This is a genomic window from Desulfovibrionales bacterium (assembly GCA_028715605.1).
Taxonomy (GTDB): Bacteria; Desulfobacterota; QYQD01; order QYQD01; family QYQD01; genus QYQD01.
The window spans coordinates 126057-149158 of the sequence record JAQURM010000005.1 but is presented as its reverse complement, the minus strand read 5'-3'; the positions used below and the strand labels follow the sequence as shown (position 1 = coordinate 149158).

The window sequence follows — 23102 nt, the reverse complement described above, 5'->3', positions numbered from 1 at the left end:
GGGTTCGCAGGCGGGGAATACCTGCCACTTCCCGCCTCTAAAGGGCGGGTTTTCCCCTTTCTGCTCGCCCTCGATGGGTCCCCCCCTGCTCCAGCAAGTTTCGCTCAGAAACATAGGGGTTCCCTAAGACTCAGGGAAACTTTGTTTAATTTTAACCTTTGCAATGGATCTTTTAAAGGGTATACTATCAGTTTTTAATTTCGCCGTGCTTTGATCTTGAGGAAGGAAAGAGGAAAGTAAACAGATGAAGAGATATGCAAAGAATGAAAAGCTAAGAAATATTGCCATCATCGCCCATGTTGACCACGGAAAGACCACGCTTGTTGACACTATGTTCAGACAGAGCGGATTGTTCAGGGTAGGGCAGGAAGTGGACGACAGAATAATGGACAGCATGGACCTGGAGCGGGAAAGAGGCATCACCATTGCTGCGAAAAACTGTGCCGTAGTCTGGAAAGGCATAAAAATAAACATCATAGACACCCCTGGACATGCGGATTTCGGGGGTGAAGTAGAACGGGCGCTCAGCATGGCCGACGGTGCGCTTCTCCTGGTGGACGCTTCGGAAGGCCCTCTACCCCAGACGCGTTTCGTCCTGAAAAAAACGTTCGAGGCAGGTCTGAAGATTATCGTGATGATAAACAAGATCGACCGCAAAGATGCGCGTCCTGACGAAGTCTTGAATGAGATATACGACCTGTTTATAGACCTTGGCGCTACGGAAGAACAGCTTGATTTCCCTTTACTCTATGCCATAGGCCGTGACGGTATTGCACAAAAGGCGCTGGAGGAAAGAGGCGAAAATCTCCATGTACTTTTTGATACCATCGTCGAGGAGATTCCCGCGCCTTCGTATGACCCGGAAGAAGCGTTCCAGATGCTGGTCGCGGACCTGGGTTATTCCGATTATCTCGGCCGGTTGGCTATAGGCAAGGTTTTCAACGGCAAGGCAAAATACAACGACAGCCTGGTTTGTATTGATGAGCAAGGCGAGCAGCTCCCGCTCAAGATTTCAAAACTGCAGATCTACGAAGGAATGAACCTCAGAGAGGTTGATGTTGTGGAGCCCGGCGATATTGTTGTCCTCTCCGGCCTGGACTCCGTCAATATAGGCGACACCATCTGCACGAAAGATTCCCCAAAGCCGCTGAAACGGATAACGGTTGACGAGCCTACCGTTTCCATGAAATTCACCATAAACAACGCGCCATTTGGAGGGAAAGAAGGCAAGTTCGTACAATCCAGCAAGATATGGGAGCGCCTCGGGAAGGAGATGCAGAAAAACGTGGCTATAAAGGTAGAAGAAGCCGCGGACAAAGAGAGTTTTATTGTCAAGGGCAGAGGCGAGTTTCAGATGGCTATTCTCATTGAGACCATGCGAAGAGAAGGATTTGAGCTTTGCGTAGGCCGTCCCGAGGTCATTTACAGATACAAGGATGGAAAAAAGCGTGAGCCGATAGAACAACTTTCTATTGATTGCAGTGAGAATTTCCTGGGAATTGTGACGGAAAAACTTTCTATACGGAAAGGCAAGATGACAAATCTTGTCAATAACGGCCGGGGCAGGGTAAGGATAGAATTCAGCATCCCTTCACGGGCGCTCATAGGCTACCGGGACGAATTCCTTACCGACACCAAAGGCACGGGCATCATGAACTCCTATTTTACAGGCTATGAGGAGTACCGGGGCGACTTCCCCGCGCGCTCTACCGGTTCCATGGTGGCCGACCGGGAGGGAAAGTCCGTGGCTTACGCACTTTTTAACCTTGAGCCGCGGGGGCAGCTTTTTATTTCACCCGGCGAGGCCGTTTATGAGGGCATGGTGATCGGCGAGCATAACCGGGAGAATGACATCGACGTAAATCCCTGCAAGGAAAAGAAGCTGTCCAACATGCGCGCGTCAGGGAGAGACGAAAATGTAATCCTCACACCGGCCAGACCGATGACGCTCGAAAGCGCGATACATTTTATCGGCGAAGATGAACTGGTCGAAGTTACCCCTCTATCCATACGGCTGCGGAAGGCCGTGCTCCCCGCACAACAGAGGCACATGATGAGGGCATCAAAGAAAAAGGAGAACGGCAGATAGAGGAGTTAACGCCGTTCTCTTATCTCTCTCCGTACCCTTACAAAATGTGACAGTGGATGGCCGGAAAAGTCTGACAGAAAGGGTGAAAAAAGTAGGCAATAAGGGACGGTTTTTGAAGATGTCTCCCGTGCGGCTACATCTAAGTCATACTTAGTTACACTTACAGATTCCTTAATCCTTTAGTATACTGGCACGCATACAATAATGTGGGGTTCCCACCATTATTATGCGAAAGATACCCTACTATGGGGTCTATGAGTAGGATATCGTACCGTACTGATCCATGATGGCTTTCCCATCGGCACCGATAATTTTGCCCCTATACGGGTTTTCTTCCTTGTAGCATTTAGGGCAGTAGTATGTATAATCCCAGACTCCATACATAGTAGTCCAGTACAGCTTTAGTATTAACTAACTCAAACACTGCAAAACAACTGTCGCATCTGCCAAATCTGCCCCTTTGAATTTCTTTAGAAGGGCCATTGAATTCTTCATAAGTCAAAGATCTGCTCGTGGATAATTCGCGCCAGGTCGCTGTCGCTGCCTTCCTAGATTGGATTGGTTGGCACTGAGGCCGCCGTATTAATCTTATTAATTTTGAATGAACTTCAGTTACAAGAGAAATCCCTCCAATAATGGCTAGAGCTATAAATATCAACGCAAAGACGATGGCAAAAATATAATCGCCCATCAAACCAGTTTCTCTCTCCGCAAAGACTCCCTTCCGTTAAAACAGTATAAATCCCCAACCTCTCGGTTAAGCTCAAACAGGCAAAGACATGCTATTCCGGGGTCTCAGGCTTCTTTCCATCGATAATCTTACGGCATTCATCTGAAATTTTTTGACACCTCTCATACATATCGGAATACTTCTTCTCCAAGCGGTCAACTTCTGAGGTACTGATGGGTTCTGGTGGATTATTATAACTGCTTCTGGGAAATGGATATGCAGTTTTGTCAGTGCCATATAAGACCTGGCGATTGTGTTGCAAGGCCTGGGGTCCCTCATTTCCAGCTTCTTGGACGACCTGCAAATTATAGCAATGGCATTATCCCTATCCTAACCCGGCTCAGCCGGAACCAAACAACTTTCACATGTTCTTGCCAAAGTTGGATCAAACAAGAATCTCAGTAAACGCTTTGCTGTCAAGGCCTTACGGCCACAGTGAAAAATATCTTGCCAAAATTGTCGTCAATCTTATGGCTTAGTGACTAAGGGGGTTATTCCCCTTTTTTGTTGTCTATCCACATACTCTGTGGAACTACTACGATAAGTCCTATGACTTTGACTTTTGCTCTTCTCTTGTCAAGTGGCCCCATTACAGCATAGGTTTGACCAGCTTCTGCATTAAATACCAAATCTATTTTTTCAGAATAAAGCAAACCACTATCCCACCTCACAGTTATTGAATACTTTCCGGGAAGTAGCTCTATGAGAAAATTCCTCCCGTATGGACCATGCTCGGCGGGCAACTGTTGCCCATCTACTTTGTAGAGTATTATTTCATCATTATCATCACCAGTTAGAAAGGCTACTTCGCTTGGCAGTCGTGGAGGCCCTTCATAAAGTCTGTATGTCGTCGGAGCACACCCTAGTACTAGGAGAGAAAGAGAAATTGACAGCACAAACTCAAAATAGTTCTTCAATAGATAATTAACTACAGAAAACTCTTTTACTTTTGTCCACCACATGTAACGACCTCCTTTTGTGTCTAACGATATCTATACCCTTGGATTGTGAAGGAGACTACAGGGTGTGCCTGTGGTCGTCCTATAGAAAAGTCCTCGGCGGTGAATTTGAGTTTGGTAAAAAGTTCAGGAAAGTTTTTCCTCAGGTTGCTGATGTCGTCTTCATAATTACTAATTATATCCATTTGTTTATAATAGATTGTATATGTGTTTACGTATCCGTCTTCCTCCTCCTCAACAACGGGTTTGTATCTCCCCAAGTAGATAACTTTTCCGGGTGTCGCATAAAATGCCTTTGAAAAAACATTCTGAAAGTCCACACTAAGCATGTGTCTAAATGTATTACTGGGAAAATGATATGTTATCACGTATTCTCCCGCAGGAACCAGGAAAGCGAAGTAGCTATAACGTAATCTCTCGAATTTCTCTAAAGGATATATTCCTATCGTTCTACTTGGATGAAGATAATCGTTGACGTAGACCCCTCCGCCGGTGCAAAACCAGGCTTTTTCCTGATCTCCTTTTCTTTGGATATACCAACTATCCGAAATACGTTCAACTAAGGCAGGAGGCTGTAAGTAGTCAATTTGTTCAAACGGTAATTTTACTAAAACTATCGCATAGGTATTAGGATCGGCGTCTAACACATTCAAAGATTTGATACCGCCCTTGGTATTGAACTTTGTTGGTGCGCATCCAATAACAATGATAATCGTGACGCAGAATATTATCGAACATATATTCTTGAGCATTTTACATATCCTTTTTTATCAGCTTTTCTGAGAGGCAGCCTGGATCTGTTTTTCCGGCCACCAATCAAACCGACTCTAGGTTTCAAAACAGGTTGAACACAATATATTGGGGGTATCCATTAAAAACTCGGCTGTGCCATGTTTATTTTCCTATGAACGATTTTCCGGCTTTTTCCATTGAGGAAGTATTCTTTTTTTGATGACCTGATTGGAAAGAACGGGATATTTTTCTTTGAAATTTTGGATGTCCTGGTCGAAATTATCATAGATTTTAACGTCGAAAGTACCATCTGCGAAACCGGAAAGTTCCTGTCCTAATAGGCCTAATTTCCCGCCGGATGGTCTTTCATCTTCCGATACGCGTTTACGGTTCGTCATTTCCAATCTTCCCAGATAGACGCATTCCCCATTCTCGACCTGAAAAAGAATATCAAATGGAAAATCGAAACTGCCCATAGCAGCCGCAACACCGACTCCTTTTGTGCATCCTCCTGCTATAGCTGACAAACGATATGACCCCGGGGGCAATTGAAAACTGATAAATGACTCCCACGGCCCCTCTTTTTTGGTAGAAAATGTATCCTTTATAGCTTTTTTCAGAAGAGATTCTTCAATGAGATTAATTAAATATTCCTTTTTTGTACTATCATCGATTACGGTTATTCTATAGACCTCAGGAGGCCACCCCGGTTTATATTTGTTATCAGTTCTCAAGGACAACAAGCATACCGACCCATTCGCAAGCTTCAAGCTGTCTGTTCCGGGGTTCAGCGCTGTGTTCCGCACCGTAGAACACCCTATTGTGTAAAAAAAGCATGCAGCAAGAAGAATTGATAGTGTGATTAATCTATGCGAACAATACCTTGCAAAACCCCCGTTAGTTTTCATAACATCCCCCTTTTTGCCTTGAAGTTTTACTGAGTGCCGTTTTGATGTGTTCGTTACTGATGTGGGATGCATATCACAGGTTTTTTAGGATTGCAATTCTAATAAGGGATAGATACTATGAAGGGGCACATGGGCAGCCAGCCCTTGGGTGTCATAAGATAACCTGACTAAATAATGGCTTATCATGGAGGTGAAGGGCATAACACAGCATCAGCTTAACTATGGGGATTCGTAATTTTTTAGAAGACATGAAATATAGGCTAAGTAGCCCAAGCAGGGAAGAACTTTTTGAGATTAAGGACCCGTACTGTCTGATAAATTTTCTCAAAAATGTAAAACATAGTGTCAGGAGCGATACTTTTGATGCGCTCGTCCGTCTTGGCGAAGAAGCTGTTTACCCTCTTATAAACACTTTATTGGATACAAGAGGGGAACGGATAATTTGCACTGACGAAGACAGAAGAGAGTTCAGTTTTAGAGCACTTGTCATTAATACTATCTTACGGATAATTGAGAAATTGGGAAAGGATAATCGTTTGGAAGATACACATCTATTTGAGCGGGCAGTTGGTCCTCTAATTGAGTGTTTGAAAAATTCCGATAGCACGGTCCGGAACACTGCCATAATGACGCTAAGAATTTTAAAAGATAAAAGGGCCATAGAGCCTCTAATTGAGTGCCTAAGAAAAGATGCCGATCGTTATGTCCGTAAGCAAGCAATATCAACGCTTAGTTATTTTGACGACGGCGATGCCGTGGCGGCGCTTTTATCAGTATTGAATGATGAGGCGGAGGACAAAATAGTTCGAGCCGAAGCCGCCTCTTCTGTTGGTAAGCTAAAGGATCCTCGATCATTTGCCCCACTGCTGCAAACTTTAAGGGATGATGATGCGAGTGTAAGGCAACATGCAATTTGGGGACTAAGAGACCTCGGAGACGAAAAGGCCGTTGATTATATCAGTTATCTTCTCAAAGACGAAGACAAGTCGGTTCGCTCTAGTGCAAGACTTTCGCTTCAACAGATGATCGATGCAAATCCCTCCATGTCGATAGTAATCAAGGAACGGGCAGCTAACGCTATTAGTCGAGAGGAAGCCGGTTCCAAAGCTGCGTATCTTGATTTAGGAGGTTTAAAGACGGCATTGAAAGATAAATATGGATTCCAAAGAGCCCATGCACTTGACGAGCTGGCACGGGCTCGTGAAATGAACCTGATAGATACAGAAAGTGCTGTAGAAATGGCCTCTCCTATGCTGGTTAATGATCCTGATGACGCTGTTAGAGAGGCTGCGGTTAAGGTCCTTTGGCATTCAATTGACTCACCTGGGGTTGTTGAAATGCTTAAGAAAGCCTTGAAGCACGACGAATCACCGAATGTGCGTATGGCTGTGTTGAAGACCTTTGGAATGTGGTGGGGAGTATCGCGCCGCGAACTGGAAATCGTCCCGGATATAGCTTTTGCGGCCGTCCAAAGCAGAGAGGATTTTATAAGACAAAGGGCTGTTGCGGAAATTAAGGGTATTCTTTTAGCGAACCCACCTATTTCTCAAGAAGGCAAGAACATAAGAAGAACCATAAAAAGTATAACAGGTGAAGATTTTTTGAAGGGGTTGGATGAATCTAATGCTGGGTGACCGGCATTCCTCCCGCGACTTTTCAAAAAATGTTTTCATAGAGTAGGAATTTTGCCCAACAGAGACATACGATGAGGGCATCGAAGAAAAAGGAGAACGGCAGAGATTAGGAAAACTTAAGATAAAGTCCGGCCCAAAACTCAAGTTAACGCTTTTAGAAGATAAGGCGGTCATCACTCCTCTACTACGCAAATTTCTTGAAATTTCTCTGCTTTTCTAATATGGTGCCTTATATATCCCACCCCTATAGGCTATGAAAAAATTAAAAAACCTTCAGAAACAAGTCACGAAAAATAAGCACCGGATACAAGAGGAGGCCGAGGAATTATTCCGCGCCAAACAAAGGCGGCGGCAGGAACTGGCAAAGTTACCCTTTGAAAGTAAGATTTTTATTCTCTGCCGCCTGCAAAAGTTGGCAGAGGATATCCGGGCACAGTAAGTGGAACAAAACGGCGCTCCTGGGACATCCGCCTCCTTGGCAACCCTTCTACTGTAAGAGGCCATAAACCAGAACATGTAAAGTAGGCGGGTTTGAGTAAACAGAAATAATTGACAAATGGCCTTACTTTCACATAGTATTTTTTAATATCCTTATATTTCGTACAACAATAATGTTAGATGCATACATGAGATCCTCGTCGGGGTCATCTGCACCTCCTTGGAATCAGAGGTGAGATTTGCGAATAGGCCACGCAACGGAATGAGAAATGGGAAGATTTATCCTTAGGCTGGGGTTCGTTGCCCTCGTTCTTGAGATTCTCGTGCCGGTGCTGTCGGTGCTTCTGGCCGGTGCTGCTGGCTTGGTAGCTGGCAGAGAGTCATGGGCGTCGTTCTACCTGACACGATTATTAGTTGCCTACCTGGTTCCCGCAGTTATCGCAACGCCGGTGATTTTAGGATTCCAGAACAACCCAGAATTGTCAGTGTTCTACGGGGTTATCGGCGGACTGGTTGTATACGCGCAGGTGGCCAGCATGTTCTACAGTACCCGAAAGCGGTTTGCTGCGGCGCGGGACCGTGAGGGCCTAGCGAGGACGCGCTACGACAGCCTGTTTGTCATCGGTGCGATCGCTCTCTACTGCGTGATGCTTTGGGTTCATCCTTTGGCGGTGAATCCTGCAACGTGGAGCGTTATGTGTCTCGTTCTCTGGTTGAGCCAAGTTCCGGTGTTGGGAGTACTCATCTCGATCTTCGGGCTGTTCCTCATTGCGAGTTTACTGTTCAAGGGTGCCTTGTTCGTTGTGGCACTAAGCGGTGCTTGCAGTAATAAGGGGAGCCCAGAAAAAGGGAAGTAGAGTAGCTTTCCTATAAATCACCATCAGGAATCAGGGCATGCCTTCCGTAGCATGCGTGCTATTTAGCAGTAAAACAAAAAAGGCTCCTCACAAGAACTTATGGGTCAATTTGGGCATGGGAAGCTTGCCCAATCCATGCAACAATGCGAGAGTGAATGTCTCGCAGTGCGGTAACCGTATGATTTATGGCTGATGGCTTTTGCTTTGCTGTTGATATCCTCTACGGCATCGTTATCGATTCCGACCTTTTTACCCAGTGACCATTGAGTCCCAGAGTCTTTCGGACTATACTTTCAATGAACCTTATCCTCCTTCCTGTCGGTTTAGTCACCAAAAGGAAGTATTGGATTTGATGCATACTCCATGCTCTCAAGTTTTATAGGCTATAATCAGCCCACAAATTCTTGTGAGGAGCCTTATTAATCGGCAAGAAATTTAATGTATTGGCTGCGAGTGGGGGTATTTATGGTTAAGAAATCATCGATGCTGGGCAAATGTACAAACATTATAGATGAAACCGTGAACGAGTTCTTTGATGCCTTAGAATCCTGCCATTCTATTGAAGACAAATACAAACTATACCATGACCTTATGCGTAAGGTAATAAAATGCAATATGGGCTTAATCCATTGCTTATGGAATGAGCATTTCATTAAGGAATCGGTCCTGAAAAGTATCCTCGAAGATGACGATCTTATAGACAATTTTTGTGAAAGTGAACTGTCGAATAAAAAGGATACACTAGTAAAAAGATTTAAGAAGATAAAACAAACATTTACAAAAGGCATCGTTTCAGAAACAGTCCAATCGCACCTTATCGAGGCTACATATTGTTACCTGTATGGTTTTGACCAAGCCGCGATTGCTCTTTGTAGAGCTACCCTTGATTTTGCCTTGAAAGCCCAACTGCATAAACGAGATAATGATCGTACGCAGTTGGCAGATTTGATCAAAGAAGCCTTGAAGAAAGGATACCTTCCGGCAAGCCATCGCACTGTCGCCCACAACATCAGGAACCGCGGAAATGAAGTAATGCATGAGGGACCTTTTAGGTTCGATCCGCTGAAAATAATAAACGATACGCGAGAAGTGCTGGAAGTACTTTATAAACCTAGGCAGGCGTAGAGGTATATAACGTCTCTCTGTTTTCCCCTTCTTCATAGCTGCGCATTATGCTTATTTACAAATTTACAACTAAAGGTAGCGAATTGTTAAGTCCGTTTATTGATTTTCGCCTGTTTTTCTAAACCCAGAAAGCATGTGACTAAAATCGCTAAACTCGAATCTAGCGCTCTTCTTAATGTCTTCTCGCATACGCGCCACGATCTCTAATGCATCACGCTTAATATCTTCCATTTCTTCATTGGCCTCATCTAAGGTTAGCATGTGCCATTCAGTCCTATACATTCGCTCATTCAAGGTGTTTATATCATCCGTTAATTTTGCAGCTTCACATACCAAGATCGCTTTGGCTATAAGGGCTTGGAAATTCCCATACATTTGATCGAAATCACGTATTATTTCGGGAGAGATATTATCGGCAGGATGGTCAGGAAAGTGTGCGTATATAAAATTCCTCATTCGCACCCACTGGGTAATTAATGCATTATATACTTTAATTTTGTTATCTATAGTTCGCTGCTTAAAGCTGACTTTCGTCGTAAGGCTGTGGGCAAAGAATCCACCAATAACACCAAGAATAAATACTATAATTCCTGACATAGTTACTCTCCCTGATAAACGCCCCTTCGAGTATGTAGAAAAAGGTCAAAATTGAGGGTCCTTAACCGGTTCAAGATGAAGTTCGATGACCTCTTTGATATTCTTTTGGGCCTATTTTTGGTGTTTCCCTCGCTAATACATCCTGCTAGACCAGGCAAGTACCCAGTAGAATCACCCCTTTCACTCAGGTCGAGTATGACCGTTAGCTTCATTTTGTTAGACCTCCAATGTATGAACGCTGCCATTCATAGGCCAACAATCTCGTAATTTATACGGTATATTACAAAAACAATTAGAATAAAATCAACGAAATTTAATAAAGACCGTGATGGGCAAAGAGTAAGTTTTTTACTCTGGCGAGTACCATTTGTTTGGCGTATGGGTAGCGGTGCTAAGCCTCTTTATCGCTTCCATTTTCTCCGTTCTTCCTGCTTTTGATTGCTCGATTGCCTTCTGGAGTATTTTAATAGACCCATCGTATATTTCTCTGTCTACCGGATAGGGATGGCCATCTTTGCCGCCGTGGGCGAAGCTGTAACGGGCCGGGTCACGGAAACTTGGCTTTACCCCATAGACCAGTTCGGCTATGAGGCTGAGGGCCCGGATAGTTTTGGCGCCGACTCCGGGCATCCCTAAAAGTACGGAAAATTCTTCCGGCTGGCGATCATGGGTTTTGAGGAGGACCTGGCCCACCCGGTCCGGATTTATATCCCCTCCCTGTATATCATGGCGGGGAGGAAGAGAGAGCGTCTGAATCTTTTTTAATTCCCGAACCAGGGTATCAGGCCTTTCTCTGGACAGGGCCGTGACGGTTTCTCTTGTGGTCTGACTTTCCCCGGCTACCATATTAAGGACAGGCTTCTTCTGATCGCAGCAAATAGCGGCATGCGGTTCACAGACGAAGTCCTTTACTCCTTCACCGAGCCAGTGATATCTACGCGCATAATGAGTGCTTTCGTTCATGCCCTGCTGTATGACGGCCCATGAACCGCTATTCGTAAATATAAAACAGTGATGATAGAGTTGATAACCATCCTGGAGGGCGTTGTTATCCACCTTGGCCGCCATGCGGCTGGCGTATATGAGCGGCGATGGTTCGATTTTAAAGGTATCCCCGGTCTTCAAGATTTCGTCCGGGGTCTTTCGGGAGGCAGCCCCCTTGCCGCCGGCAACCATCAGTTCCAGATCAAGAGAGATATCTTTGATGCCTTCTTTCAAGGCCCCGCAGACCGTGGTCGTAAGGCCGGAGCTATGCCAGTCAAAGCCTAACACACAGCCGAAGGCCTGAAACCAGAAGGGATCAGAGAGCTTTTTTAACATCTCTTCCGGCCCGAATTCACTCACGATGACGATGGTGATCTCACGGGCCAGTTTGACCATCCGGGAAAAGAGCCACCGCGGGGCCTTTCCGTAATGTAGCGGTAGGTTAGTTATTCCGGTGCGCAAGTTATCAGCGGCCATGTGTGTTTTCACCGCAAAGGACGCAAAGCACGCAGAGAGTATATTTTGTCTTTTTAATCCATTTTTTCTCTGTGTCCGGTTTACTACTGATGACTATCAGCTTTTAACCTTCATTTCTGGCTCCCGGCTGCTGTGGACTGCTTATTAAAGCTATTTTACACCTTGTAAGAGAACAGATAAAGGTTTTTCTAGTGGAAGGGCGGTTTCCCCAATTTTGGCTACAGGGATTATCCCTATAAGCGAATTAGTTAAGAAGACTTCCTCGGCCTCCAGCAACATGGAAACCGTGGTCGGCATGGTGATTATCTCCCGACGCCGTTTCTTTAAAAAGTTTATTACCTGGCCTTCCATTACCCCACGCAGGTAATGCGGGGATTCGGGCCGGATAATAGAACCTTCTTTGACATAGAAGATGTTAGTTGTCGCTCCTTCCGAGACCGTGCCATCGACGTTTAAGACGATGGCTTCATCTGCGCCCTTTTTTTGCGCCCACTCCCTCGCGGCCAGGTAAAACAAGTAATTTAGACTCTTATGATCGGCCAGAAAATAATGGCGAGGACAGGGGAAGACATTGACTAATAGCCCCTTGTTATACTTTTCGGGGGCCGGTGGCACATACTCGCGGGCATAGATGATGACTGTGGACGCCTTTTCTTTTGGAAGCCCAAGCTGAGGCTTATCAGGTCCACGCGTCACCACGATTTTTACGGCGGCAACGGTTTCCCTGAGATTGTTTTTCTCGATCAGCAGGTTGATCTTATCTGTCCACTCGCTTTGTTCCATAGCTTGAAGACCGATGTTGAAAAACTTGCACGACTGATAGAGCCTTTCCAGATGGGCTTCCAGGGAAAGCACACGTCCCTTTTCGGCGCGCATGGTTTCAAAAAAACCGTCTCCGTATAGAAAGCCTCTATCAAAGGCCGATAAACAGGCCTTACGGCCGTCTATAATGTCACCGTTGAGAAGTACGTATTCCTTGGTCATATTCTTCACTCGTTTTAACTGCATGGTCTAGGGCCACGTTAAAGTAAATCGCAGCGTAGTAGTGAAAATCCCCCTACATCCCCCTTTGCTAAAGGGGGACCTTTCAAATCCTCCCTTTGGAAAAGGGAGGTCAGGAGGGATTTTAGCGTCACCGTGCTGCGTGATGCAGCAGCTTAAAAAATGTCTCCCCTTTGTGTAGTGTCTCCTGATATTCCGTCTCGGGATCGGAATTGTACACGATTCCTCCTCCGACGGACAGGTAGATTCGCCGGTCTTTATACACAGCGGTGCGTATAGCTACGCTGAGGTTCATGGTATCATGGAGACTTACATAGCCTATAGAGCCCGTATAGATGCCTCTTTTTACCGGTTCCAGTTCCTCAATAATCTCCATAGCCCGTATCTTGGGACACCCGGTGATAGAGCCGCCCGGAAAAACGGCCATTAGGATGTCCTTCTGGGTACAACCTCTTCTTAGCATACCGGTGACAATGGAGACAAGGTGAAAGACGTTCTGATAGGCTTCTACCCGCCTGTGTTCTTTTACCTTAACGGTTCCGGGGAGACACTCCTTTCCCAGGTCATTTCGTAAAAGGTCCACGATCATGGAGAGTTCCGCATCTTCTTTGGGACTCTCAAGGAGGTCATTTTTCATCTTTTCATCTTCTGCCGGGTCTTTGCCTCGGGGCCTTGTCCCTTTGATGGGCCGGGTCTCGATATAACTCCCTTCCCGCCGGATAAAGCGTTCCGGAGAGGTAGAAAGCACGCAGAAATCCCCACAGGTAAGGTAGGCATAGAACGGAGCCGGATTATCATTAAAAAGGGAGCGGAAAAGTGCGTAAGGAGACCCGCCAAATTCAAAAGTAAAGCGCTGGGATAAGTTGACCTGATATATGTCTCCCTGGCGAATGTATTCACGCACCCGTTTGATAGCGGAGACGTAGGCATCATGGGTGAAATTGGAAGTCTTCAAAATCCCCCCTTGCCCCCCTTTTTCAAAGGGGGGTGGGGGGGGATCCGGGCGCGCCGTGCGGATTTTAGTCCGAAGTTTTTCTATCTTTTGATGGCCTTTTTCCGATTCCTCCCTATGCAACTGATGCTCAATAATGACGAGCCGGTAATTTTGTTCTATACGGTCATGGACAAGGATAATGCCCGGAAATATCAGATACAGATCAGGGAGGGGAAGATCATTTTCTGCTATGTCCGGCAGCTTTTCCAGGTGATAGCGGAGATCATAACCAAAATAGCCTACGGCGCCGGCATAAAATGGGAGTTGGATGTCAACAGGAGGCATCTCGAGACCGTCCAGGACCCCTTGCAATATGTCAAACGGGTTGCCAACAAGTTCGATAGCGGTGCGCCCGTTGTTTATCTCTAATTTGTTGCCCCAGGCCCGTACTACCAGGAATGGGTCACAGGCAAGAAACGAATACCTTGAACAATCTCCCTGGCCGCTGCTTAGAAGGAGGAAGGCATTTGCATCGCTGCTTAGAGGGGCGTAAATGTCCTCTATTTTTTCATCTCCCCGGATGAAGTCAACCGGTTGAGATTCTACACTTATAATTTTTCCTATGGCCTGTTTTAGCTTACGCATGTGATTGTTTAACTAACCGCACAAAATTCCCGGCCATTTTATGGCCATGCTCTGTCATAAAAGATTCCGGATGAAATTGGACTCCAAAGACAGGAAAATATCGATGCTCAACACCCATGATCAGGTTTTCCTCATTCCAGGCGGTTACCCGTATGTCATCTGATCCCTTTCTGATTGTTAGCGAATGGTAGCGTGCCGCCCAAAAGGGATTAGGCAGAGCAGCAAAGATGCCTTCTCCATTGTGAAAAATTCTGTCCTTTTCTCCATGTACCGGGCGAGGCGATAGAATTGTCTGACCTCCAAAGACCTCATTTATAATCTGCATACCCAGGCAGACACCCAAGATAGGGCAAGTATCTTTAAATCGCCGGACCAAATCCTTGCAGATCCCGGATTCAGTCGGGGTCTTTGGCCCTGGAGAGATAATAACGCCGTCTGGGGTTGCCTTCTCGATGTCGGATAGGCTTATGACATCATTGCGCCACACGACAATCTCTACCGGGAATTGGCTGAAGAGCTGGACTAAGTTGTAAGTGAAGGAGTCGTAATTATCGATAAGGACCAGTTTCACTACTATCTCCAAAAAGAAAAAGTCACCCGAGTCTGGGTGGCTTACGCCTGAGACATAACTCTTTTTTTGTATACTACCAGCCTTTCTTATAGTCAACGAATTTATTTCTAGGGTTCCCCCCCCAAAAAAATCTCAGGAGATTATGTCAACGTGTTAATCTTTATCCAATCTTCACATACTAGAAATGGAAGCCATCATTCCTTTGCTTCACGGCTTGCGCAGTGACCCTTTCGGGTCTCGCAGGTGGGGAAGGCTTGCCCCTTCCAGCCACTAAAGGGCTGGCTTTCCCCTTCCTGCTCGTCCTCGAAGGGCGCCCCACTGCTCCAGCAAGTTTCGCTCAGGAACAACGGCTTCCATAACAATATGGGGGGAGGACACGTTTATCTTACCTTAGTAATTTACATCTTACCCTATTCTGGCGTATATACAGACGGAGAAAGATGATTGGAAAGACAGACATGGAATTTATTGCCGACCTTCATATCCATTCTTACCTTTCCCGCGCTACGGCCAGGAATCTTAACTTGGAGAACTTACACCTTTGGGCGCAGCTTAAGGGGATTACCGTGGTCGGGACGGGGGATTTTACACATCCTCAATGGTTCTCTGAGATCCGGGAAAAACTGGAACCGGCGGAGCCGGGGCTTTTAAAACTAAAGCGTGAACTGGCGAGTAAGGCGGAAGAACAGGTTCCCTCGACCTGCAAGATGCCGGTGCGCTTTCTCCTGAGTGTCGAGATCAGCAATATTTATAAGAAGAACGGCAAGGTACGAAAGGTTCATAATATCGTCTTTTCCCCGGATCTCTCCGTCGCCGAGAAGATTAATGCCCGCCTGGCCCGGATTGGGAATATCCGTTCTGACGGAAGGCCCATCCTGGGGCTTGACTCCAAGGCGCTTCTGGAGACGGTCCTGGATATCTCAGAAGATGCCTTTGTAATTCCGGCCCATATCTGGACCCCCTGGTTTTCGGCGCTCGGTTCCAAATCCGGGTTTGATTCCCTTGAAGAGTGCTTTGAAGAGCTTACGCCCCATATCTTTGCGGCGGAAACCGGCCTTTCCTCTGACCCGGCCATGAACTGGAGGGTATCTAAACTGGACGGGGTGACCCTGGTATCCAATTCTGACGCCCATTCTCCGGCAAATCTGGGACGTGAAGCGAACCTTTTTGACACGGGACTTTCTTACTTTGCTATGAGGGATGCCTTAAAGACCGGCGACCCCGGCCGGTTTTTGGGGACCATTGAGTTCTTTCCTGAAGAAGGGAAGTACCATTTTGACGGCCACCGAAAATGTGCAACCCGGCTTTCTCCACGAGAAACCATGGGCTGCAAGGGACTCTGCCCGGTCTGCGGTAAGCCGGTAACCATAGGGGTAATGTATCGCGTGGAGGAGCTGGCCGACCGCAATGCAGGGCAAAAGCCGGAGAAAACGCATCCATTCACCAGTCTGATTCCATTGACAGACATTCTGTCGGAGGTATTGAGATGCGGGCCAAAAAGCAAAAAAGTGCAAACGTCCTACCATCAACTTTTAAGGACGCTTGGGCCGGAGCTTGACATCCTCAGGAAGTGTCCTCTGAGCGATATTGAGAGTGAAGGCTCGCCAACCTTGGCTGAAGCGATCCGGAAGATGAGGGGCCGGGAGGTGCATATCGATCCCGGGTATGATGGCGAGTACGGTAAGGTTCGTCTATTTACGGATGAAGAACTGACCCGGCTATCCCGGCAGCAGTCTCTGTTTCAAGCGCCTGGGGAGACGCCCATGTCTCAAAAAGAGGTAAGGGATAATGATAAATACTTTTTATCTGAACCGCCTCCTCCCCCTCTTCCATCACTGCCACCAACACAAGAAAACGTATTATTTTCTACTCAAGATACCTCGCGGACTGAAGGCCCCTTTTTGAACATCCTAAATTCAATTCAGCGCGAAGCGGTACGGCATGCAGGCAGACCTCTTTTGATTGTGGCCGGACCCGGGACAGGAAAGACGCGTACCATCACCCATCGCATAGCCTATTTACTCTCACACCATATCGCGCAGCCGGAACAGATACTGGCGGTTACCTTTACCAACAAGGCCGCGGAAGAGATGAGGGATCGCCTGACCTCACTCATTAAGGATTCAAATGTCCTAAAAGAGTTAACCATCAAGACCTTTCACGCCTTATGCCTTGATATCCTAAGGAGGGATGGCGGGCCGGTCGGGGTAAATAAACCTTTTACCATCCTGACCGGGGCGGATCAAGACTATCTGATCAAGGGTCTTTTGCCTTCTGATTGCAGCCTGAGAAAGGTAGGCGAGGCCATTTCTAAAGCGAAACAGAATCTCCTCTCTCCAGGAGACGACTGGGAGGACATAGCTGTAGATATCCCACGGGATTTGTTTGGCCGGATTTATGAGGCTTATCAGCGGGCGCTCGATGAGGCCCATCTCCTCGATTTTGAGGATCTGATTTTTAAGGTGGTGCGACTCCTTGAGGGTCACGAGGCTACCCGGGCGAAGTATCAGAAGAGATTTCGTTTTATTTCCGTGGACGAGTATCAGGACATCAATTATGCCCAGTACCGGCTCATCCGGCTCATGGCCCCTTCAACCCACGACCTTTGTGTTATCGGCGACCCGGATCAGGCGATTTATGGTTTCAGAGGATCATCAGTTCGATATTTTCATAAGTTTCAGGAGGATTATCCAACGGCCAAGTTCCTCCGCCTGGAGCAGAATTATCGCTCTACAGAGACGATACTGCGGGCGTCGAGGCAGGTGATCGGGGGAGGTGATGTCCGGGAAGGCCTCTGGTCCGGTATCCAGGGGACACGCTGGCTAACTATTGCGCAGTTGCCTACGGAGAAGGCTGAGGCCGAGTTTGTGGTTAAGAGCATCGAGACAGAGGTCAGAGGGATCAGCCACTTTTCTATGGAAAGCAGAAAAATCGATACTTCAGAAGAGGGCGGCGAACGGAGTTTTTCCGATTTTGCCGTACTTTACCGGATTAACGAGCAGGGAAAGGCCCTGGAAGAGGCGTTCATCCGTTCAGGGATTCCATTCCAGAGAGTGGGGAAAGAAAAGATCGTGGACCGGAAGGGGACAGCTCAACTCCTTTTTTGTTTAAGGACGCTGGAGCCTTTCGGGTGCGGTCTGGACAGGTTGGAGTTTTTCAATAGAAAGCGGATACAGGGCCTTAAAGATGGGTTGAACCCGCTGGAAATAACATTAAAAGGAAAGACCGTTCGAGAAAAATTGAAGCGGATTTACGAAGACGTTGATCTCTTTCGTAATCTGTCAAAAGAGGCAGAATTCCAGGAAGATATATGCTATCTCCTATCTTTTTCTGAACGGTTTGGAGACAATGTTTCGGATTTTCTCACCCAGCTGGCCCTTCAGGGTGAAGCAGACCTCTATGACCCTAGGGCAGAAAAGGTAACCCTGATGACCCTCCATGCCGCTAAGGGCCTGGAGTTCCCGGTGGTATTCATTACCGGCTGCGAAGAGGGCCTGATCCCCTACTACCACTATAATAAAGAGACACAGTCGGATATTTCAGAGGAGAGGAGACTGTTTTATGTGGGGTTGACTCGGACGCAGGAAAAGCTCTTTCTGAGCTACGCCGGGAAACGCCTGCTTTTCGGCACAAGGTCATCACAAAAAATCTCTCCTTTTCTGCAGGATATAGGGCAGGAGCTCAAAAAGTACGAACCCCCTTTTTCCAGAAAACCGTTGGCAAGAATTCAAGATGCGCAACTTAGCCTTTTTGATAAAAATTAGTACAGTGACTCTGACGGCCTGACTAAGCTAACTTAATTTAAGGCCTCTAAGTCTTGGGGCATAGTGAAAAATGTCACAGTCAGACATGCGTTTTATTCTTGACACGCAAACGGAATTTGTCTATAGAATTCTAAACTGAGTGAGCCGCCATTCATAGAATATTTTTTATTGACAGTGAAAGAAATAACGTGCTACAAGGGTAGCCGTATCTAATTCAGGTGGATTTAACAGCATGTCTTCGCCCCAACAAGTTCAAGCTATAACCTTGGAAGGTCTCTTATCACAAAAGAAATCCGCTATTGTGAGAAAGTGGTTCGACGCGATCCTGGAGACCTACCCGGCTGACACGGCCAAGTTCTTGAAGTCACAAAAGAACCAGTTCGCTAATCCTGTAGGCGCTATGATCTCTGAAGGGATAGACGGCCTGTTCGAAGAGCTTCTCAATGGGGTGAATCCTGAGAAAGTTTCTCCCTTTCTCGACAAGGTTATTCGAATCAGGGCGGTTCAGGACCTTACTCCCACACAGGCTGTCGCCTTTGTCTTCGTGCTCAAGAGACTGATTCGGGAAGAGCTGGGGTCTGATATCCAAAAGCACCAGCTTTCTGGCGAGCTGTTGTTTATCGAGTCCAGAATAGATGACCTGGCCCTCCTCTCTTTTGACATCTATATGAAATGCCGTGAGCAGGTCTATGAAATCAGGGCAACTGAGTGGAAAAACAGGCTCTTTAGATTGTTGCAAAAAACAAATATGATAGGCGAGATCCCGGAGGAACAGCCGGATCCCAAAGATACTAATATTGATAGCCTAAACGAAGTGAGGTAACGGTAAATGAGACTTTTGCTTCCCCTCATCGCAGTCCTGGCGCTCACCTTAATTGCTTACGCGGGAGTGAGTGGCGCTGGAATGAACTACCTTTTCGGTGTTTTTATCCCCTATGCCGCCTTTCTTATATTTCTGATAGGGTTCATTCGTCGCGTTGTGCAGTGGGGACGTTCGCCGGTTCCATTTCGGATACCCGCCACCTGCGGCCAGCAAAAAAGTCAGACATGGGTCAAACGGAATAGGTTCGATAACCCGTTTACTACCGGTGAAGTTATCATAAGGATGTTGTTGGAGGTCTTTCTCTTCCGTTCACTGTTCAGAAACACAAAGGTTGATTTGAGAGAAGGGCCGATACTCCGATACGGTTCGGCGAAGTGGCTCTGGCTGGGCGCTTTAGCCTTTCATTACTCCTTCCTGACTATTTTAGTTAGACACCTTAGATTTTTTACTGAGCCGATACCTTTCTTCGTAAAATGGGCTGAGACGCTGGACGGAATTTTACAGGTAGGTGTTCCTACGCTCTATCAGACGGATATGGTCATTTTGGCGGCCGTGGCGTACCTTTTCTTGAGAAGGGTCTTTGTCCCCCAGCTACGGTACATCTCGCTGGCGAATGACTACTTTCCGCTCTTTTTGATTCTGGCCATAGCTGTGAGCGGCATCCTGATGCGTTATTTCTTCAAGACAAATGTCGTGGGCGTGAAAGAGCTGACCATGGGCTTGGTCACTTTCAGCCCCAAGATCCCGGAGGGGATCGGGGTTATTTTTTACATCCACCTATTTCTGGTCAGCATCCTGTTTGCTTATTTCCCCTTCAGCAAACTCATGCACATGGGCGGGGTCTTCCTCAGCCCTACCAGAAATCTGGCTAACAACAACCGGGCCGTAAGACACATCAATCCCTGGAATTACCCGGTCAAGGTTCATACCTACGAAGAATATGAAGACGAATTCAGAGAAAAGATGAAAGAAGCTGGATTACCAGTGGAAAAGGAGTAACCATGGCAGGTCCTGCGAAAAAATTCCGACCAGATCAGATGGGTTATTACGACCGCGAGGAGTTACCGAGGGTCAATTATAAACCGCCTCGAGAAGACTGGATGGATACCAAGCCGGAGTTCAAGATCGGCAATTTTATCTATCCGGCAAAGCCAAAGAATCTGAAGTATGTCGGCCTCCCGAACCCGCGGGAATGGGCACCGATGGATGAGGACTGGAAGCTGCCTCCCAATTGGAAAGAGATTCTCCTCGAAGGGATGGCCGAGCGGCTGGAAAAGTATCGTTCCTTCCGGCTCTTTATGGATATCTGCGTAAGATGCGGCGCCTGTGCGGACAAGTGTCATTTCTTCATAGGCGGCGGAGACCCCAAGAATATGCCGGTTCTGAGGGCGGAGCTTCTCCGTTCGGTATACAGAAAGAATTTTACTACTGCCGGAAAGATCCTGGGGAGGCTGGCCGGGGCCAGAGACCTCACCTATGACGTAGTAAAAGAGTGGTTCTTTTACTTTTTTCAGTGTACGGAATGTCGGCGCTGTTCGGTATTTTGCCCCTACGGCATTGATACGGCAGAGATCACCATGATCGGCCGGGAACTCCTTAACCTGATCGGACTTAACGTCAACTGGATACTCGAGCCCGTGGCGAATTGTTACCGGACGGGAAACCATATGGGCATTCAGCCCCATGCCTACAAGGAGATGACCGAATTCCTCCTCGAAGATGCAGAAGCCATAACCGGTGTCAAGATAGAGCCGGACTTTAACCGGAAGGGCGCAGAAATCCTCTTTATAACCCCTTCGGGCGACATCTTCGGCGATCCCGGTACTTATACCTTCATGGGGTACCATATCCTGTTTCATTACCTTAAGAGTATGGGTTTGGACCTTACCTGGAGCACTTATGCCTCTGAGGGCGGGAACTTCGGCCTATTTACCTCACATGAGATGATAAAGAGGCTTAATGCCAAGATGTATGCCGAGGCCAAAAGGCTGGGGGTGAAATGGATCCTGGGTGGGGAGTGCGGCCACATGTGGCGGGTAATTAACCAGTACATGGACACCATGAACGGCCCGGCCGATTTCCTGGAGGAACCGGTCTCTCCCATTACCGGCACTAAATTTGAAAATGCCAATTCCACCAAGATGGTACACATCTGTGAATTTACCGCCGACCTTATCAAACACAATAAATTAAAACTGGATCCGAGCCGAAACGATCACATAACGGCAACCTTCCATGACTCCTGTAATCCGGCCCGGGCTATGGGATTCTTTGAGGAGCCGCGCTACGTCATCCAGAGCGTATGTAATAAGTTCTATGATATGCCTGAGAATACTATCCGGGAGCAGACCTTCTGCTGCGCAGGGGGGGCCGGACTGGGTACGGACGAGATGATGGAGATGAGACTGCGGGGTGGGTTGCCCAGAGGAAACGCGGTACAGTATGTCCACGAGAAGCACGGGGTGAACCATCTGGCCTGTATCTGTGCTATTGACCGGGCTACTCTGGTGACGCTGTGTAATTACTGGGCTCCTCAGGTGACGGTCACTGGCGTTCATGAGATGGTGGGCAATGCCTTGATCTTGGATGGGGAGCAGAAGAGAACAACAGATTTGCGTGGCCGACCCCTGAAGGGAATGGAGGAAGAAGCTGATGTATGACGGAGGCAAGATCATAACCGGACTGGTCGTTTTCGTTGGCCTGGTAACCTTCCCGCTTTGGAGCAATGTGGGCAAGGCCGCTAAGAAGCCAGACCCCAAAATTGACACCCCTGTAATCCAGCAGTTGGCGGAGAAGAAGTGTATAGAACCTAAGGCCGTTATGCAGGCCGAGCATATGAAGATCCTTAACGACTGGCGTGATTCCGTGGTCCGTGATGGTAGCAGGTTGTATGTGAGCAGCAGCGGTAAGACGTTTAATATGAGCCTTCAGAACGAATGCATGAACTGCCATTCGAATAAAAAGCAGTTCTGTGACGAATGTCATAATTACACGGACGTAACACCGTACTGCTGGACTTGCCATATCGAACCGAAAGAGAAGGAGAAGGTGGCATGGGCATCAATAGAAGAGAATTCCTAAAGATAGTCGGAATCTCCGCTGTAGCCGGGCTTGGGGGCACGTCCGCTGTTGAGTTGCTTCGAAGGGCTCCGGTGGAGGCTTCGCAGGTTTCACCCAATCCAAAGGCGTTAACGGCGAAGAGATGGGCCATGGTCATTGATACGCGGAAGCTTACGGAGGCCGATTGCAAGAGGATGATTGAGGCCTGCCATCGCATTCACAATGTCCCGGACATCGGAACGAAACAAGATGTGAAATGGATCTGGACCGAGGAATATGAACACGCCTTCCCGGATGATATGAACAAATTTGTTTCGGATGAGGTTAAGCATAAGCCGTTTCTGTTGCTCTGCAACCACTGCGATGAGCCGGCCTGTGTGCGGGTATGCCCCACCAAGGCCACATATAAGAGGGCAGACGGTATCGTCATGATGGATATGCACCGATGTATAGGGTGCCGTTTCTGTATGGCCGCCTGTCCCTTTGGCGCCAGGAGCTTTAACTTCGGAGACCCACGGCCGTATATCAAAGAGGAAAGTCGAAAATATCCGACGCGGATGCGTGGAGTTGTGGAAAAGTGTACCTTCTGCACGGAGAGATTGGAAGAAGGGCTGATGCCGGCCTGTGTGGAAGTCTCCAATGGGGGGCTGATCTTTGGCGATCTGGATGACCCGAACTCAGAGGTCAGGCAGGTGCTTCGTTCAAATTACAGCATCCGGCGTAAACCAAACCTAGGTACGCAACCTTGCGTTTATTACATAGTATGAGGTAAG

General features: G+C 47.3%; 19 protein-coding genes. 11 read left to right on the top strand and 8 right to left on the bottom strand.

The features are described from left to right. Positions 1 to 244 precede the first annotated feature (244 nt). Positions 245 to 2089 (top strand): translational GTPase TypA, encoded by a 1845-nt coding sequence (gene typA, locus PHT49_07430; GenBank protein ID MDD5451708.1) that lies wholly within the window; start codon positions 245 to 247, stop codon positions 2087 to 2089. A gap of 1221 nt (positions 2090 to 3310) precedes the next feature. Here typA and PHT49_07425 read toward each other — a convergent pair. From PHT49_07425 to PHT49_07415, 3 genes are all read right to left on the bottom strand, one after another. Then, on the bottom strand, positions 3311 to 3781 hold the full coding sequence (locus tag PHT49_07425) for a hypothetical protein (protein MDD5451707.1): 471 nt from the start codon (positions 3779 to 3781) through the stop codon (positions 3311 to 3313). 20 nt (positions 3782 to 3801) lie between these two features. Beyond that, positions 3802 to 4530 (bottom strand): hypothetical protein, encoded by a 729-nt coding sequence (locus PHT49_07420; protein MDD5451706.1) that lies wholly within the window; start codon positions 4528 to 4530, stop codon positions 3802 to 3804. A 150-nt stretch (positions 4531 to 4680) separates the two neighbouring features. Beyond that, positions 4681 to 5244 (bottom strand): hypothetical protein, encoded by a 564-nt coding sequence (locus tag PHT49_07415; protein MDD5451705.1) that lies wholly within the window; start codon positions 5242 to 5244, stop codon positions 4681 to 4683. Positions 5245 to 5639: 395 nt separating this feature from the next. Here PHT49_07415 and PHT49_07410 point away from each other — a divergent pair, with 395 nt between their 5' ends. From PHT49_07410 to PHT49_07395, 4 genes are all read left to right on the top strand, one after another. Beyond that, positions 5640 to 7052, top strand: coding sequence for a HEAT repeat domain-containing protein (locus tag PHT49_07410; protein ID MDD5451704.1), 1413 nt, complete (start codon positions 5640 to 5642; stop codon positions 7050 to 7052). Positions 7053 to 7305: 253 nt separating this feature from the next. Further along, positions 7306 to 7491 (top strand): hypothetical protein, encoded by a 186-nt coding sequence (locus tag PHT49_07405; GenBank protein MDD5451703.1) that lies wholly within the window; start codon positions 7306 to 7308, stop codon positions 7489 to 7491. A 268-nt stretch (positions 7492 to 7759) separates the two neighbouring features. Continuing rightward, complete coding sequence (locus PHT49_07400; protein MDD5451702.1) at positions 7760 to 8347, top strand: hypothetical protein; 588 nt, start codon at positions 7760 to 7762, stop codon at positions 8345 to 8347. Positions 8348 to 8812: 465 nt separating this feature from the next. Next, a complete protein-coding gene (locus PHT49_07395) occupies positions 8813 to 9472 on the top strand; it encodes a DUF4145 domain-containing protein (GenBank protein MDD5451701.1) in 660 nt (219 codons plus the stop codon). 96 nt (positions 9473 to 9568) lie between these two features. Here PHT49_07395 and PHT49_07390 read toward each other — a convergent pair whose 3' ends face one another. The 5 genes from PHT49_07390 to PHT49_07370 form a co-directional block, all read right to left on the bottom strand. Then, positions 9569 to 10069 (bottom strand): hypothetical protein, encoded by a 501-nt coding sequence (locus PHT49_07390; protein ID MDD5451700.1) that lies wholly within the window; start codon positions 10067 to 10069, stop codon positions 9569 to 9571. A 348-nt stretch (positions 10070 to 10417) separates the two neighbouring features. Further along, positions 10418 to 11530, bottom strand: coding sequence for a DUF763 domain-containing protein (locus PHT49_07385; GenBank protein ID MDD5451699.1), 1113 nt, complete (start codon positions 11528 to 11530; stop codon positions 10418 to 10420). Between the two features lie 150 nt (positions 11531 to 11680). Then, on the bottom strand, positions 11681 to 12514 hold the full coding sequence (locus tag PHT49_07380) for an aminotransferase class IV (GenBank protein MDD5451698.1): 834 nt from the start codon (positions 12512 to 12514) through the stop codon (positions 11681 to 11683). 148 nt (positions 12515 to 12662) lie between these two features. Next, a complete protein-coding gene (gene pabB / locus PHT49_07375; protein MDD5451697.1) occupies positions 12663 to 14111 on the bottom strand; it encodes an aminodeoxychorismate synthase component I in 1449 nt (482 codons plus the stop codon). Beyond that, a complete protein-coding gene (locus tag PHT49_07370; protein ID MDD5451696.1) occupies positions 14104 to 14682 on the bottom strand; it encodes an aminodeoxychorismate/anthranilate synthase component II in 579 nt (192 codons plus the stop codon). Before PHT49_07370 ends, pabB begins: the two co-directional genes overlap by 8 nt. A gap of 440 nt (positions 14683 to 15122) precedes the next feature. On the opposite strand from PHT49_07370, the gene PHT49_07365 reads away from it, so the two are divergent. The 6 genes from PHT49_07365 (at position 15123) to PHT49_07340 (ending at position 23096) form a co-directional block, all read left to right on the top strand. Next, positions 15123 to 18446, top strand: coding sequence for a UvrD-helicase domain-containing protein (locus tag PHT49_07365; GenBank protein ID MDD5451695.1), 3324 nt, complete (start codon positions 15123 to 15125; stop codon positions 18444 to 18446). 232 nt (positions 18447 to 18678) lie between these two features. Then, on the top strand, positions 18679 to 19269 hold the full coding sequence (locus tag PHT49_07360; protein MDD5451694.1) for an RsbRD N-terminal domain-containing protein: 591 nt from the start codon (positions 18679 to 18681) through the stop codon (positions 19267 to 19269). Between the two features lie 6 nt (positions 19270 to 19275). Further along, positions 19276 to 20268: a sulfate reduction electron transfer complex DsrMKJOP subunit DsrM gene (gene dsrM, locus PHT49_07355; protein MDD5451693.1), complete on the top strand. Its 993-nt coding sequence runs from the start codon at positions 19276 to 19278 to the stop codon at positions 20266 to 20268. Between the two features lie 38 nt (positions 20269 to 20306). After that, a complete protein-coding gene (locus tag PHT49_07350; protein ID MDD5451692.1) occupies positions 20307 to 21929 on the top strand; it encodes a (Fe-S)-binding protein in 1623 nt (540 codons plus the stop codon). Beyond that, entirely contained in the window at positions 21922 to 22350 is a 429-nt protein-coding gene (dsrJ, locus tag PHT49_07345) for a sulfate reduction electron transfer complex DsrMKJOP subunit DsrJ (GenBank protein ID MDD5451691.1), read from the top strand. The genes PHT49_07350 and dsrJ overlap by 8 nt, the downstream gene beginning before the upstream one ends. Then, positions 22323 to 23096 carry a 4Fe-4S dicluster domain-containing protein gene (locus tag PHT49_07340; protein MDD5451690.1) on the top strand — a complete coding sequence of 258 codons (774 nt, stop codon included), beginning with the start codon at positions 22323 to 22325 and terminating at the stop codon, positions 23094 to 23096. The genes dsrJ and PHT49_07340 overlap by 28 nt, the downstream gene beginning before the upstream one ends. Positions 23097 to 23102 lie beyond the last annotated feature (6 nt).

Bases quoted from the DNA above. Each gene is read 5' to 3' on its own strand.
- PHT49_07395 (MDD5451701.1), top strand. From the start codon at position 8,813: ATGGTTAAGAAATCATCGATGCTGGGCAAATGTACAAACATTATAGAT.
- PHT49_07405 (MDD5451703.1), top strand. From the start codon at position 7,306: ATGAAAAAATTAAAAAACCTTCAGAAACAAGTCACGAAAAATAAGCAC.
- PHT49_07390 (MDD5451700.1), bottom strand. From the start codon at position 10,069: ATGTCAGGAATTATAGTATTTATTCTTGGTGTTATTGGTGGATTCTTT.
- PHT49_07350 (MDD5451692.1), top strand. From the start codon at position 20,307: ATGGGTTATTACGACCGCGAGGAGTTACCGAGGGTCAATTATAAACCG.
- typA (MDD5451708.1), top strand. From the start codon at position 245: ATGAAGAGATATGCAAAGAATGAAAAGCTAAGAAATATTGCCATCATC.
- PHT49_07410 (MDD5451704.1), top strand. From the start codon at position 5,640: ATGGGGATTCGTAATTTTTTAGAAGACATGAAATATAGGCTAAGTAGC.
- PHT49_07380 (MDD5451698.1), bottom strand. From the start codon at position 12,514: ATGACCAAGGAATACGTACTTCTCAACGGTGACATTATAGACGGCCGT.
- pabB (MDD5451697.1), bottom strand. From the start codon at position 14,111: ATGCGTAAGCTAAAACAGGCCATAGGAAAAATTATAAGTGTAGAATCT.
- PHT49_07420 (MDD5451706.1), bottom strand. From the start codon at position 4,530: ATGCTCAAGAATATATGTTCGATAATATTCTGCGTCACGATTATCATT.
- PHT49_07365 (MDD5451695.1), top strand. From the start codon at position 15,123: ATGATTGGAAAGACAGACATGGAATTTATTGCCGACCTTCATATCCAT.
- PHT49_07385 (MDD5451699.1), bottom strand. From the start codon at position 11,530: ATGGCCGCTGATAACTTGCGCACCGGAATAACTAACCTACCGCTACAT.
- PHT49_07425 (MDD5451707.1), bottom strand. From the start codon at position 3,781: ATGTGGTGGACAAAAGTAAAAGAGTTTTCTGTAGTTAATTATCTATTG.
- dsrM (MDD5451693.1), top strand. From the start codon at position 19,276: ATGAGACTTTTGCTTCCCCTCATCGCAGTCCTGGCGCTCACCTTAATT.
- dsrJ (MDD5451691.1), top strand. From the start codon at position 21,922: ATGTATGACGGAGGCAAGATCATAACCGGACTGGTCGTTTTCGTTGGC.
- PHT49_07340 (MDD5451690.1), top strand. From the start codon at position 22,323: ATGGGCATCAATAGAAGAGAATTCCTAAAGATAGTCGGAATCTCCGCT.
- PHT49_07360 (MDD5451694.1), top strand. From the start codon at position 18,679: ATGTCTTCGCCCCAACAAGTTCAAGCTATAACCTTGGAAGGTCTCTTA.
- PHT49_07400 (MDD5451702.1), top strand. From the start codon at position 7,760: ATGGGAAGATTTATCCTTAGGCTGGGGTTCGTTGCCCTCGTTCTTGAG.